Below are 13,221 nucleotides of genomic sequence, written 5' to 3' on the forward strand. Positions count from 1 at the left end.
GGGCGGCGACCTCGGGCGTCAGGATTTGAGTGGCATTGGTTTGTGGAGCGCCCAGAGACGATCGAAAAAGCCTTCGATTTCGGCTGACGCATTGGCACCTACGAGTTCGTTCGATCCGAAGCGATAGATCTCGTAGCCGCCCAGACGAAGATCGCGATCGGCGGAGACCATGTCCGCGTAAAGAGCGAGCGAGGGCTTCCCCTCGACGCTGAAATGCTGCGATCCGTCCACTTCGATGACGACGCGCTGATGGCCAGGCAGCAGCAACAGGAAATCCATACGCTGCCGGCGAAGCCCGGAGCGATGGCGCAGAAGCTTCACCACGGCGGGATCGTAATGGAGGTAGACCTGCGGGATGAGCGCCGGCAGGGTGTCGCCGAGGCGTGACCGGTAGAGCTTGAAGTAGGTACTGAAGAGGGTGCGCTCGGCATCTGAGGCGAGCGAGGCGTGCAATCGCTCACCGAGCGCGCGGGCCGGGTCCTCGGACGTCGGGCTCTGGGCTCGCCACCACTCGACCAGCTCGCTCCAGAGCAGACCGTCACGCCGGATCGGACGATCATAGATCAGGCAGCTTGCGGCGTTGGAGAGGATGACGATGTCATTGTTGATGGCGTCGGAGAAGCCGATCTCGGGCTTTGGGCCATTGGAGGCGAAGATCAGATTTTTGGGCGCACCCGCCACGCCACGGGCGATGGGCGCGAGACGATGGAGCGGATAGCCGGATTCCTCGCCGTCGACCTTCAGCTCATATCCGTCGCGCCGCAGTACGGCGTTGATCGAAGTGACAAGATCGACCTGCACGGGTCCACGTCGCCCCAGGGGATGAAGCGCTGCCTCGATCAGGCGGGCAAAGCGGTCGCGTGAACAGGTGAGGGCGCCGATCTGTTCGAACAGAAATTCGACGCTCCAGTCGCCGAAGTTGCGCACCATATGCTGGTCGATCTCGTCCGCGAGAGTTCGGGCCGAGAAAAACCCCGTGCCGACAAGCCCCATCGGGAACAGCCGCCGAACAAGCTCGACGACGCTCTGTTCGCCGGACAGATCGTCGCCGAAGCATTTGCCGACATCGCGCCTGGTGATCTCGGTGATCCGGGGCGAATCCCTCTCCAGAACAGCCCAGCCTGCCTCTTCCAGGCCGAAGTCGCCGAAATGGGCTCCGACCCTGCGCGCGATCTCGCCGAGTTCGTGCTCGGTCTTCCCTTGCAGCCCGATCCGCGCTCGATCGCGCTTGCTGATGTTGTCCTCCTGCGGCGGGACGGTGATGCCGGCAACGGCCGCCACGCTCGGCATCTGCTCATGAGTGGAGCGTGTCTTGAGGTATTCCGCCAGCCGCTCGCTGAGATCGGGTTCCGCGCTCATATGGCGATCTCCGGCACGCCGGCATCGGTGAGGAGCTGGTAGAGTTCGGCGACGTTATTTCGCGCACCGCGTTCCTGGCAGAACGCGAAGATAGCCCGCTGCTTGGCGCGCGAGAGGGCGACGAAGAAGGCAGCTACTCCCTCGGGATCTCCGGGAACGTGCGCCCACCAGGCTTGGTCATCGAGGCCGACGAAGACGATCGTGTCATATTCCAGCCCCTTGCTCTTGTGCACGGTCATCATCGGGATCTGGTTGACGCCCTCGAAGCCGTCCAGACACGCGGTCCAGTCGGCGGCGCCATCGGCCGACGCGAAGAAATGCAGGCAGAAGGCCTCAAGGATGATCTGGAGGAGGTCACCGACGCCATATTCGGCATAGGTCCGGGCGATGGCTGCCAGATCGAGATATTCAAAGACCCGCGTCGCGAAGTCAGCGGCACTATTCCGGGATGGAGCTGTCGCCGCCATGTCGGCGCGAAGCGTGGCAAGGAAGGCGGTCAGGTCCGCCTCGACCTTCGCCGCGCCGATGTCGTCGTCGGCTGTGACCGCCCGGAGCGCCAGAACTTCGGACGAAGCCAACTGCCACGCCGCAGCCGCTCGGCGTGTCGCTCCGAGGCGGAACATCGCTATCGCCAGGCGGCAGAGGTCATCTGAGAGAAGATCCTGAAGCGAGGTTTTCCCAAGAGCGTGGCTCTCATTGCGGATGCGCAGGCCATGGGCGGCGAAAGGTGCTGCGAGTTCATGCTCGTAATCATCGGATTTCTGCTTGACGAGAAGCGCATAGTCCCGTGGCGATCGTCCCCGGACCGCCATGTCATAGGCAAGCCATTGCGCGAGATGAGCGGCTTCGGCGGCTTTGGTCTGGCTGCGCCAGACTTGCGCCACATCACCATCGACCTGGCGGACCGCATGGGCAACGGTCGGAACGGCATTTGGATCGAGCGCGCGCGCAACGACATGCTGGATGGCAACAAGGTCGGGCGACGATCGGAAATTGAAGAGCAGAGGGAAGCGGGCTGCGCCGAAATCGACTTCAAGGCGCTGAAACGCATCGCTTCGAGCGCCGGCGAATATCATGATCCGCTGCTTGTCGTCGCCTACACCTGTGACGATGGTCTGTCCGCCGGCGAAGGCCGAGAGCAGGAAGTCGTATTGCGCGAAAGTCGTGTCTTGGAATTCGTCGACGAAGACAAAGGGGTAGGTGGCGATCAGCGCGCGACGGATGTGCGGATTGGCGCGGAGCAGGAGCTCGGCGAGACGGTTGATGCTGACAAAAGTCAGCGAGGAGGGATGGCTCGGCCGCAATTGCGTCGCCCACCATCGGGCGATGGTGAACTCTGCGGCGTTTTGCGGTGCCTGAGGCGCGAGGGGAAGTCGATAGCCGCCGACCACCCGCGCTTCGAAGTCCGTTGCGCTGAAGGCGGCGATGTCGGCCTGCCATTCCTGCGGCGCGTTGAGGCGTGACAGCGTCAGGAACTGATCGACCTGCCACCGCTTGGGAAACGCGATGTCATAGGGCCGGGTTGGGCGCCAATCGGCCGGGATGGCGTTGAGAAATCGATCGACAAGGCTCTTGCAGAATGAATCGAACGTGAGCGATACGAAGCGGTTGGCGAGCTCCGGAGGGCAGCGCTGCCGAACGCGCGCGGCAAGATTGCTGGCAGCGTCAGTCTTGAATGAGATCGCCAGTAAGCGGTGCGGCGCACGACAGATTCCGGTTTCGAGGAGATAGACCGCGCGTTGCGCCAGAAATTCGGTCTTGCCGGCGCCGGGGCCGGCTACCACGCATGCCGAACCGCCGTGCCGGAGCGCATTCCACGCTGCGGGTTCGAGATCGTTGATGCCACGCGGGCACCAGTCCTCGGGACGAACAAGACCCATGATCAGGCACCTGCCGGAGCCGCGGGCGTGAGGCGGGCGACGATCGAGGTCAGAAGAGCACGCAATTCTTCAGGGGCGCCGGCCGCGAGAGCGGCCGCGTCCTGGGCATTCAGAACGCGGACATGGGTGCTTGGCTTGCCACGGCCGAGAAACAGATAGCGATACCAACGCAGCAGGCCATCCTGATCGGCAGGGTACAGCTGGGGCAGACCGTCTTCGCCAAGCACCGCCGTTCGTGGTTCGCCTTGCGGAGACGGACCTTGTCGTCCCGGCTCGACAACTTGATAGGCGGCCGGGAAGGCCTTGAGCATCGAATAATCGAGATCAAGCGGGCCGCAGAAGTAGACATGAAACTGGCGCAGCCATTGGGTCCATTGCGTGATCTGCGCGAAACCCTGGATCGGCAGGGCGTCAAAGGCCGCCAGATTGGCCGCTGGACCTTGAGGATTGAGATACTGGCCGAAAATGGCCTGCGGTGGAACGCCATTGGCGAGCAACTGCGTGCATGCCGTTTTGATCCGCCCCCATCCGCCGCCGGCACGACCCCAATCGAGATCGAGAAGGGTCGTGTAGGGGATGTCGAGGTCGGTCAGCAGCCGCCAGAGGTGGTTCACATGCCGGCCGCCCAACGGCACCACCGCGACGAAGGAGCGGTCGATCTCCAAGCCCATAGCCTCGGCGAGACGCGGCAGAACGACCTCTTCGGACGCGCCTTCGCCGAGCACGACAAAGCGCGCGAAGTAGAGCTCGGGATAGGTCCGCACGGCCTCCCGGACGAACTTGGACGCATCCTCATCGCCGGGCGGCAGGCTTGTCGGACGGACTCGTGCAGTGCGATCAGCCGGGTTGAGCCGGAAATGCCTGACCTCGGTCGGATCGACTCTGGCGAGAATGCTCGGCGAGTGACTGGATACGACGGCTTGGGCGCGCGGTCCTCGCGTCAGATCCTTGATCTGGCGAACAATGCGGGAGAGATAAAAGGGCGCGAGATTGTTTTCGGGCTCCTCCACGGCGATGAGGGTCAAGGCCGGCAGCGGCACGCCGCCTTCCTGAAAGCCCGCCGCGGCGGGATCGGCGATGATCCCGGCCTCGACATCGAGGATCGCCGCCGTCATCGCCAGATGGAAGAGGGATCGCTGCCCGTCGCTGAGATCATCGAGAGCCCGTTCCCGGCCAGCCGCGTCGGGGCGGAACACCACTTCGACTTTGCGGATGAATTCTTGGAAACGCAGGTCGATCGGGCGGAAGAGCGGCGTCGTGTCGGTCCCGGCTGTGTGAACCTCCTGCCATCGTCGCCTAACGGCTGCGGCGATTACATCGACCGCCGGCTCTCCCGCGAACGCGCCGTTAAGCGTCGTGCCTACCTCGGTAAACGTGTCCCGGACCCCCTGCGACCAATTGATCGCGCGCCAGAGCCTGCCGCGCAGGAAGGCCGTCACCTGAGAGGCGCCATCGCGCGTCGCGGGGACGTAGATCATCTGGATTCGGGCGCGATCGGTCGCCTTGAGTTCGGTGCAGTCTGCTTCGGTGTAGGCGCCGAAAGTCCGGATCGCCCAGTATTTCTGCTCGATCGTTCCGTCGAGCGATCCGTCGTCGGTCCATGTCGCCTCGAGGCGCAGGCGGCATTTCAGGTTGCCGGCTTCGTCAGCGGCCATTTGGTGGAAGAATTCCGGGATGGCGGCTCCGCCAGCGCCGGCGGCATCGAGTTCGGGGAAAGCCACGATGGCTTCCAGTACCAGGCCTCGTTGCAGAGGCGGGGCGACTTCGGCTGACGGAACGTGAAAATCCTGACGCCGAAGCCGTCGCTGCTCGCCGGTAATGCCGAACAGGCGCTGCAGCGCCTGCATGACGGCGGTTTTGCCCGCGCCATTCACTCCGATAAAAGCTGTGAGACCGTGCGTAAGGTCAATCGTCAACGTGTCTGGGCCAAAGCACCGAAAATTACTTAAAGTGAGCCGTTCGATGAACATGCAGATTTAGTCTCCCCCAGTCCGGTGCGGCTCGATTGCTATGGCTGAGACGCAAATTTGCCCTAATACTTATTGTTTATTGTAGCTTGCAGTTCGCTGCATCCATAGACCATGACGCAGCTTCTTTTCGCCCCAAGCCGCAACGCTGCGGACCGGTTGAGCGAGCGCCCACGATCTTCACCAGGCGATATGTGATGACGCTGACCTCATTCGGCGAATCGAGCCAACCGGCGTCGCACTTCGTTCGCCGGCAGCCGGCATCTTGGATGGGCGAAGATGGTGCTCAGGCCATTATGGAGGCGATGGAAGGGAACATGATCGCCATCCGCGAACTGGTCGAACAGCCAGAGCACGCCATGCATGTCGATCGCTTCGGCGACGGCCAGCTCGCGCAGGCTGCCGTCGCCGGTGAGCAACGTCCATTGCCGTGATTGTGCTATGGCGAAAGCAAACGTGTCCGGGACCGAGAGACGCGCGTCCTGCCGCCGCACCGTGGTCGCCCGGCTAAGCTCGGCGGGCGTCAGGACCTCGACGCGCAGCCCCAACGCCACCAATTGGTCACCGAGTGCGCCCGCTAATTCCCTTTCATAGAGAAGGTCGGGCACAGCGAACTCAAAGGGCAGCCGAAAGGTGTCCTCGAGGAGTTGCGCTCTCTCCAGATCAATCAGAACAGACGTATCCGAAACGAGAATCGACACTGATCAAGCCGCCACCTGATCGAGTCTGGCGTCGAGTTCGCGGACGGATATGCCGAGCAGTTCCGCAGCACGGGATTCTCCGATCACGCCTTCGGCGAGGGCCCGGTAGCAGAGGCGCTCGAAGCGCTTGGGTTCCTCCAGCTCCGGCTCCATCGTCTCCGGTTCCTCAAAAGGCGCCGTCCTCCACCCTCGCTCCGCAAATATCTTGAAGAGGCGAGCAAAGGCGGCCTGGTTGATGATGCCCAAATCCTTGCATCGATAAGCGAGGGCCTGGATGCTCACACCAAAGCGCTTCTTCAGCGCGACGAGTTCCCCGATACTGATCGTAGACCGATGGACGCCGACCTCGGTGCGCAGTACGTCGGCCGGCATCAAAAAGGCGCCAGCGAAGCGATGTGCTGCCTTTTCCTCATCCACGCCTTCGCCGGCCGCGAGGACCATGTGGCCGAGTTCGTGGGCGAGGTTGAAGCGCTTGCGCTCCGACCACGTGCTGCGCTTGATAACGATCACGCGCGCGGCCGCTCGATCTTTGCGCCGGACTTTGGCGGCAAGCCCGTCGACATCATCGAGATCGAGCGTCAGGACCTTGATGCCACGCTCCTCGAGCAATTCGGCGAGTTGCGGGATAGGGTCATTGCCGAGCCCCCAGTCATCGCGCACCGAGCGCGCCGCGTCCTCGGCGTCCCGGATGTCCGCAACGGGATGCGGAGCGCTTCGTGGCTGCTCCCATTCGACGCTTCGCATCTGGAGAAGATCCTCGACGGCGAGATAACGCTCCAGCATGTGGATGGCGCGTGCCTCGAGAACGGCCTTTTCCCGGGAGGACGTTCCGACCTTCTTCCTGAAGTCCACCCCTTCTAGGGCGATCTCGTCATCGCTGAGGAGATACTCCTCCGAAACGTCGAGCACTTTTGCGAGCGCGATAAGCACGCGCGAGCTCGGCATGTCTTCGTTTCTCTCGTACTTCCCAATGGCTTGGGCCGAGACAATGCCGTCCATGGCATCGGCGAGCGCGCGTAGCGACAGCCCCGACGCCGATCGCGCAACCTTGAGTTTGCTTCCGATCATGGTGGCCTCCTTCGATTCCAGTTTCCAAAACTACGATATAAGCGCAATTTTGTAAACCAAAATCCCTTGAAAAGAGGTAAACGGGTTCCTAACTGAGATGAGCGCTGTTGCTGAAGGCCAGTTTGTAAACCGGGGCGGCGCGCCGCGAGACAATGGTCGCCTGTCGGCGGTCAACGGATTGGCGCCCAACCGGAAAGGAAAGGCAATGGCGTTAAGCAATACGGAACTGCGCTACTATGACAACAACGTCCTACGCCTGCCCGCGGACAAGCGGAAGGAATATCACGAACAGGTCGATCGCCTGATCGCTGAGTTGTGCAAGAGCGTCCGCGACAAGACCGAGATCAAGATCACCAAGGTCGTGAAAGCAGGGTCCTTCGCAAAATACACAATCCTGCGGAAGACCAGCGTCGATCCGGTCGACGTCGACGTGGTGTTCTACATCTCAGGCCGCGATGCGAGCAAAGAGACGCTCGATACTCTGAGCAACACGATCTACGACCTGCTGGTCAAGATTTACCCCAACAAGTCGGTCGAGGATTTCGAGATCCAGCGCAAGGCCGCGACCGTGACCTTCGTCGGTTCCGGTCTGAGCGTCGACATCGTGCCGGTGATCGAGGACGAGAACCGGCCCGGCTATGGGTGGCAGTTCGACATCCATGACGGATCAAAGATCCAGACCTGCGCGCCTTGCCAGATCAAGTTCGTGCGGGATCGGAAGAACACCGATAGCGATTTCCGGACACTGGTGCGCCTGGCGAAGAAGTGGCGAAACCATGCCGAGATCAAGCCGCTCAAGTCTTTCGCGATCGAGCTGATCATGGCCCATGTGCTGGCGACCCAGGGCAATTCCGCCACCATCGAGCAGCGTTTCCGTAATTTCCTTCTCTACCTCGCCCAGTCGGGTATCAAGGAGCAGATCAGCTTCCCCGAGAATACCGCCCCGTTCGGGAACTTCTCCGATCCCGTGATCATCCTCGACCCGGTCTATAGCCTCAACAATGTGACCAGCCGGATTTCGGAAGCCGAGCGCAAGGAGATCGTCGCAGCCGCGGAAGCCTCTTGGGAAGCCGCCAATTTCGCATCCGCTGAAAACGACAATGAGGTCTGGAAAGAGATCTTCGGGTCTCGCTTCAAGACGGAGGACTGAGATGAGCCAGACCATGACTGCCACTGCCAGCGCCACCTACACGGTCGTCGACATCGAAAATGTCGTGCGCCGCGTAAAGGCGGATCTGATCATGATCGGTGATAGCACCGGCGCTTGGACGGCGGCCAAGGCTGCCGATTATGCCCATGACGTCGAGGTGCTGGCCAAGGCCGGCTACCTCGCCTGGGTTGATGTGACGTTGCTCAGCTACGGCGTTGAGCAGAAAGCCGTTCGGTTCGACGTCGATACCGATGCCGGGTCTCTGACGACGAGCCGGCCGGGCGGTGTGCTTTGGCCGAAGGTGGCAGGGGCGCATCTGCGGCTGATCCTAGGTTATACCGAGGCGTACACGAGCGCGGCGCGCGAGGCCATGAAGGGCAAGCTGAAGATCGGCTGGGTCACATCCTACGACGACACCAGCCATACCAGCCTTACGTCTTCAGGCGGCCGTAACTATGCCAGCAATGCGTACGGAATGCAGAGAAAGGATTGGGCAGCGTGAGTCAGCCAAGCATCTTCGATAACGAAACACCACTCCCCAGCGAGGCGCTAGCCAAGCGGGAGAAAATCTTGCTGGGCTTCGACACACGCTATGCCCGTGTCCATGATCAGCTTCGCCTGCTGCTCAATGTGGGCGGGCTGGCTGAATGGAACCGCAAGCACCACGGCGGCAAGCTTGCCATATGCGATCTCGTCGCCGAGCAGTACCCGCTAGTCATCTTCCATGGCGATGTCGGGACCGGCAAGACGGCGATGGCTGAGTGCATCGCCAACAAGCTGGTGGCTGAGGCGAAGAGCGAGGATTCGATCCTTTTCAAGCTCTCGAACCGAGTTCGCGGCAGCGGCATGGTGGGCGAGATGGGGACACTTATCGCCGAGGCTTTTCGCAAGGTGATCCAGTCCGCCGGCAAGAGCCGCCGGGCTATCCTCATCATCGACGAGGGGGACAGCCTCGGCGCTTCCCGCTCGCAGGACCACAGCCACCACGAGGACAAGGTGGCAGTGAACACATTGATCCAAGGTGTCGACGATCTGCGCCAGTATGGCGGACGTGTCGTCGTGATTCTCTGCACAAACCGGTTGTCGGTTCTCGACGCTGCGCTGCGCCGGCGGGCCGCCATCATCGAGGAGTTCAAGCGTCCGTCCGAGGAAGAGCGCCGCCAACTCTTTCAAATGGACCTGGGAGGGCTGGGCCTGCCTGCCGCGCAAATCTCTGAACTGGTAGCCGCGACGGGGACCCGTGGAAGCCATCCGTCCTGGACGTATTCGGACATCCGCACGCGTCTCTACCCCGCGGCCCTGGCCAACGCCTACCCGCAGGAGCCGCTGCGCTTCGAACACCTGAGGTCGGTGGCGGCGATGCTTCATGCGTCGCCCGTGATGGAGGACAAATGATGGCGCGCTCTCCTTTGTACGGCCGCCGAATTCATATCAGCGGCAGCGTCATCGACGACGGGGCGATCGCTCCGACGCACGACGTCAATGCTGCAAGGGAGCTCGTCACGTGCTTGGTGAGGGAACTTGTCAAACGCGGTGCAAATTTCGTCGTGCCAGTGGATGCCGAACCAATTCGCAACGTTGACAGCCTGCCGATCTGCTTCGATTGGCTGATCTGGAAAGCGATCAAGGACAATTGGACGCTGCGTCCGTCCGGCGTTCCGGGACCGCTCGCCGTTGCCGTGCAGCACCACAAGACCGAGGATCAAATCCCTGTTGCCAATGTTGAACTGTGGGACGAACTGCGCGCTTCACCTCTGGTGAAGATCGAGAATGCCGCGCACTGGAATATGGCGAGCAAACGCATGGAGGCACAGGCCCGCTTCGGCGACGTCCTCGTCGCCTTGGGCGGCGCAGAAGGCGTGCTCTACCTCGCCAACTTGTACCACGATGCGGGGAAACCGGTCATACCGCTCAATCTGGCGCTTTGCCCGGAGACCACAGGCGCGCGGCGCCTCTATAGCTTCGGGTTGAGCAGCCACCAGAGTCGGCGCCTGTTTCAGATTGAACAGGACGGGGATTCCCATGATTGGATCAACAGGATCCGCTTCCCGCAGCGGCAGTCGATTGCGGATCGCGTCTCGGTGTTGGTCGAGCTGTTGGAATCGCTCGAGAGGCCGAGGGCTTTTGCCGTCCGCCTCCTGAACCCGGACCTGCCTGACTATGCTGACGTCCAGACCTTTTTCGATATGGTTGTTCAGCCTGTGGTCGAGGATGAGTTGGGATACCGGTTGGTCGTGATCGATGGCCGTCAGGCGTATGAGTATTCGAGGATCGACCAGGAGATATTTGCCAAGCTCCATCGCAGTAGCGTCGTTCTGGCAGATATTACCGGCGCTCGTCCGAATTGCTTCCTTGAGCTAGGCTATGCCCTGGGGCGCGGCCTGCCGACCATGGTGATGGTGCGCGAAGGGGCAAGCCTGCCTTTTGATATCACGACGTTTTCGGGTCTCCACTGGAAGACGACCGGCGCGGCGGAAGACAGGCGGCGGGCGTTCCGGGAGCACTGGCAGGCGATCCGCAACCGACCCTCCCTCGTTCCGGCGGAGCCACTGATCTCATGAGCGGCAAGCGCGAAGTTTTCGTTTCGGTTGACGTCGAGACGGCAGGCCCAATTCCCGGCGAGTTCAGCTTGTTATCGATTGGGGCCTGCTCGATCTTCGAGCCTGAACAGACTTTCGCGTGCGAGCTGAAGCCGATCAACGGAAATTTCGATCCCAAGGCCCTGGAGGTGAGCGGTTTTTCTCTCGACGAACTAGGGCGAACAGGGCTTGCGCCAACGGAAGCCATGGGTGCTTTTGCAAAGTGGCTCTCTGGCATTGCAGGTCGGAATGGCACGCCGGTCTTCGTGGGATTCAATGCTCCGTTCGACTGGTCGTTCGTGAATTACTATTTCCACCGGTTTGAAGCCGGCAATCCGTTCGGATTCACTGCGCTAGACGTCAAAGCGCTTTACATGGGGGCAACAGGCTGCTCATGGGCCGATACGCGTTCAAGCAAGATCGCTGAAAGGATGAAACCCGCGTTGACTGGCACGCACGATGCTCTCAGCGACGCTTTATATCAGGCCGAAATCTTCCGGCTGATTTGGTCCAAGCTCATCAAGACGAGATGACAGCGAGATGTCGGCGTAAAGCTAGCGGCCGCCAACAGGCGCCCCGCGCTGCCGCAGCAGGTTGCGCTGACCGGCGTGATCAGCGGGCTCGCCATGGGCGGCGGGCCACATGTGGCGCTGCTGGTGGCGCCGATGGGCGCCTCCGCCGTGCTGCTCTTTGCCGTGCCGTCGAGCCCGCTCGCGCAGCCCTGGTCTATTATTGGCGGCAATTCGATCTCTGCACTGGTCGGCGTGACGGTCGCGCTTTTCGTGCACGATCCGGTGATCGCGTCGGGCCTCGCTGTGGCGCTGGCGATCGCTGCCATGTCATTCTGGCGTAGCCTGCATCCGCCGGCGGTGCCGCGGCGCTGACGGCCGTGCTTGGCGGACCGGCCGTGCTCAGCTTCGGCTTTCTGTTCCCGTTGGTGCCGGTGGCGCTGAACTCGACAATTTTGGTGGCGCTGGGCTTGGTCTTCCACCGCCTGTCACGGCGCAACTATCCGCATGTCCATGCAGCCGCGGCCAACAGCCACAGCACCGCCGATCCGCCGCCCACGAAGCGCGTCGGCTTCCGGCCCGAGGATGTCGATGCGGCACTCGCCGCTTTGGACGAAACGTTCGACATCGGCCGCGACGACCTCGAAAGGCTGCTGCGCCAGCTCGAGCTGCAGGCGATGGTGCGCTCGCACCGCACGCTGCTTTGCCGGGACATCATGTCCCGCGACGTGATCTCGGTCCCGGAAAACGCACCCATCGACGTGGCGCGAAAGCAGCTTCTCGACCACAACATCCGCACCTTGCCAGTGGTCGATCCGCACGGTCGGCTGGTCGGCGCCGTGGGCCTGCGCGAACTGACCAAGGGGGCCGATACGGTGAAATGCGTTATTTCGAAGACTGCCACCGCCTCTCCCAACACGCCAGCGATGCGCCTGCTTCCTGTGCTCACCGACGGCCGCAGCCATGCCGTAGTCATTGTCGATACCGAGCGAAACATCCTTGGCCTGATCACCCAGACCGACCTGCTGGCGGCGGCAGCGCGCGTGCAGACCGCAGGCGCAGGGGTATCAGCGGCATAAAAGGCATTCCGCATTCTCAATCGGGATGCCATTTTTCAGACAGACACATCCACTGTCTGTTCGGAGTCGCGATGAGAAGCCGGCCAAGTCGTCGCGGTTTGCGCGGCCGTCGCTGCCGAAATGGGGCTCGTACACCGGGATCGGGCCGGAGGCTGGTGCCGGGCCTGTGCCAAACGCTTTGGAAGCGACGCCTCAGCCGGGCGCAGGAAGCACGGCGCTCTGCACTGCCACGTCGCCCCTACTAACCAGTCTGCCGGGACGTGTCGACCGGCGATGGTACTCGTCGTGTTCCGCGCGGCTGACGCCCATATCTCGAAACCATGCTCCAGGAACAGGTCGCGCGCGGCAGACAATATTGCGCTGGCCTTGCGATTTGGGCGGTCGGGAGAGCCTTCGTTCTGGCTTGATCGCCTGCCTCGGGCCGGGTGCCTCGTCGAATGCCCGTCGCCATCTCAGTCCTCGCCACACATTAAACCAAGCCGTTCAGTTACTCCCAGTCCTGACACCGTTGGGTGTGGAGGCGAACGCGCTCCTGTATCGATCTGACTGTCAGTTTTTCGCGGTCATTCTTGATCGCTTCATCATCGACGATCAGTTGGTAGACAAACGCTTCCGACAGCTGCGGGACGGTCTCAATCAGGGTGGCGACTGCGGGCGACGAGGTCCTGTCCTCAGGAACCCGCATGCAGCAGCTTCTAACCGGAAGCTATCGGCGCTACGGAAACTACATCCAGAGCGCTCTCTTCAAGCTCGGAATGTCACCGAGATATGCTGCGGGCTGTGACCAGGCGATCATGCTCCGATGGCAATCCAGTTCCGAAAAAGCGGTCAACGGCAAGGCTCGCGACGTCTTTAAGAAGCTTGCCGAGCGCACGAACAGGATCTTGCCCACTGACGTGGTGTAGCTGACGGCATTGGTCGCCGTGCTC

At 61.9% G+C, this 13,221-nt stretch carries 11 protein-coding genes and 1 pseudogene; 7 read left to right on the plus strand and 5 right to left on the minus strand.

What is annotated here, in order from left to right:
- Positions 1-18: 18 nt before the first annotated feature.
- The 5 genes from NKH28_RS14930 to NKH28_RS14950 form a co-directional block, all read right to left on the minus strand.
- Positions 19-1,359, minus strand: a complete 1,341-nt coding sequence (locus NKH28_RS14930) for an AbiJ-related protein (RefSeq protein WP_352979367.1) — start codon at positions 1,357-1,359, stop codon at positions 19-21.
- Positions 1,356-3,239: a UvrD-helicase domain-containing protein gene (locus NKH28_RS14935; RefSeq protein ID WP_352979369.1), complete on the minus strand. Its 1,884-nt coding sequence runs from the start codon at positions 3,237-3,239 to the stop codon at positions 1,356-1,358. Before NKH28_RS14935 ends, NKH28_RS14930 begins: the two co-directional genes overlap by 4 nt.
- A gap of 2 nt (positions 3,240-3,241) precedes the next feature.
- Positions 3,242-5,209: an ATP-dependent nuclease gene (locus NKH28_RS14940; RefSeq protein ID WP_352979371.1), complete on the minus strand. Its 1,968-nt coding sequence runs from the start codon at positions 5,207-5,209 to the stop codon at positions 3,242-3,244.
- Positions 5,210-5,415: 206 nt separating this feature from the next.
- Positions 5,416-5,907 carry a PIN domain-containing protein gene (locus NKH28_RS14945; protein ID WP_352979373.1) on the minus strand — a complete coding sequence of 164 codons (492 nt, stop codon included), beginning with the start codon at positions 5,905-5,907 and terminating at the stop codon, positions 5,416-5,418.
- Positions 5,908-5,910: 3 nt separating this feature from the next.
- Positions 5,911-6,975, minus strand: a complete 1,065-nt coding sequence (locus NKH28_RS14950) for a helix-turn-helix domain-containing protein (RefSeq protein WP_352979375.1) — start codon at positions 6,973-6,975, stop codon at positions 5,911-5,913.
- A 205-nt stretch (positions 6,976-7,180) separates the two neighbouring features.
- Here NKH28_RS14950 and NKH28_RS14955 point away from each other — a divergent pair, with 205 nt between their 5' ends.
- From NKH28_RS14955 to NKH28_RS14985, 7 genes and pseudogenes are all read left to right on the plus strand, one after another.
- Entirely contained in the window at positions 7,181-8,125 is a 945-nt protein-coding gene (locus NKH28_RS14955) for a CBASS oligonucleotide cyclase (RefSeq protein WP_352979377.1), read from the plus strand.
- A gap of 1 nt (position 8,126) precedes the next feature.
- Positions 8,127-8,627, plus strand: coding sequence for an HORMA-1 domain-containing protein (locus NKH28_RS14960; protein WP_352937898.1), 501 nt, complete (start codon positions 8,127-8,129; stop codon positions 8,625-8,627).
- A 68-nt stretch (positions 8,628-8,695) separates the two neighbouring features.
- Positions 8,696-9,520, plus strand: a complete 825-nt coding sequence (locus NKH28_RS14965; protein ID WP_352979379.1) for an ATP-binding protein — start codon at positions 8,696-8,698, stop codon at positions 9,518-9,520.
- Positions 9,517-10,686: a hypothetical protein gene (locus tag NKH28_RS14970; protein ID WP_352798103.1), complete on the plus strand. Its 1,170-nt coding sequence runs from the start codon at positions 9,517-9,519 to the stop codon at positions 10,684-10,686. Before NKH28_RS14965 ends, NKH28_RS14970 begins: the two co-directional genes overlap by 4 nt.
- Positions 10,683-11,237 (plus strand): 3'-5' exonuclease, encoded by a 555-nt coding sequence (locus NKH28_RS14975; protein ID WP_352798101.1) that lies wholly within the window; start codon positions 10,683-10,685, stop codon positions 11,235-11,237. Before NKH28_RS14970 ends, NKH28_RS14975 begins: the two co-directional genes overlap by 4 nt.
- A 93-nt stretch (positions 11,238-11,330) precedes the next feature.
- A pseudogene (locus NKH28_RS14980) lies at positions 11,331-12,292 on the plus strand (HPP family protein).
- Between the two features lie 683 nt (positions 12,293-12,975).
- Positions 12,976-13,197 (plus strand): hypothetical protein, encoded by a 222-nt coding sequence (locus NKH28_RS14985; RefSeq protein ID WP_352979381.1) that lies wholly within the window; start codon positions 12,976-12,978, stop codon positions 13,195-13,197.
- The last annotated feature ends 24 nt before the right edge of the window (positions 13,198-13,221 follow it).

The sequence above is a fragment of the Mesorhizobium sp. M1227 genome, assembly GCF_040318315.1.
In the GTDB taxonomy this organism is placed as follows: Bacteria; Pseudomonadota; Alphaproteobacteria; order Rhizobiales; family Rhizobiaceae; genus Mesorhizobium.

Bases quoted from the DNA above. Each gene is read 5' to 3' on its own strand.
- NKH28_RS14930 (WP_352979367.1), bottom strand. From the start codon at position 1,359: ATGAGCGCGGAACCCGATCTCAGCGAGCGGCTGGCGGAATACCTCAAG.
- NKH28_RS14935 (WP_352979369.1), bottom strand. From the start codon at position 3,239: ATGGGTCTTGTTCGTCCCGAGGACTGGTGCCCGCGTGGCATCAACGAT.
- NKH28_RS14940 (WP_352979371.1), bottom strand. From the start codon at position 5,209: ATGTTCATCGAACGGCTCACTTTAAGTAATTTTCGGTGCTTTGGCCCA.
- NKH28_RS14950 (WP_352979375.1), bottom strand. From the start codon at position 6,975: ATGATCGGAAGCAAACTCAAGGTTGCGCGATCGGCGTCGGGGCTGTCG.
- NKH28_RS14955 (WP_352979377.1), top strand. From the start codon at position 7,181: ATGGCGTTAAGCAATACGGAACTGCGCTACTATGACAACAACGTCCTA.
- NKH28_RS14960 (WP_352937898.1), top strand. From the start codon at position 8,127: ATGAGCCAGACCATGACTGCCACTGCCAGCGCCACCTACACGGTCGTC.
- NKH28_RS14970 (WP_352798103.1), top strand. From the start codon at position 9,517: ATGATGGCGCGCTCTCCTTTGTACGGCCGCCGAATTCATATCAGCGGC.
- NKH28_RS14975 (WP_352798101.1), top strand. From the start codon at position 10,683: ATGAGCGGCAAGCGCGAAGTTTTCGTTTCGGTTGACGTCGAGACGGCA.
- NKH28_RS14985 (WP_352979381.1), top strand. From the start codon at position 12,976: ATGCAGCAGCTTCTAACCGGAAGCTATCGGCGCTACGGAAACTACATC.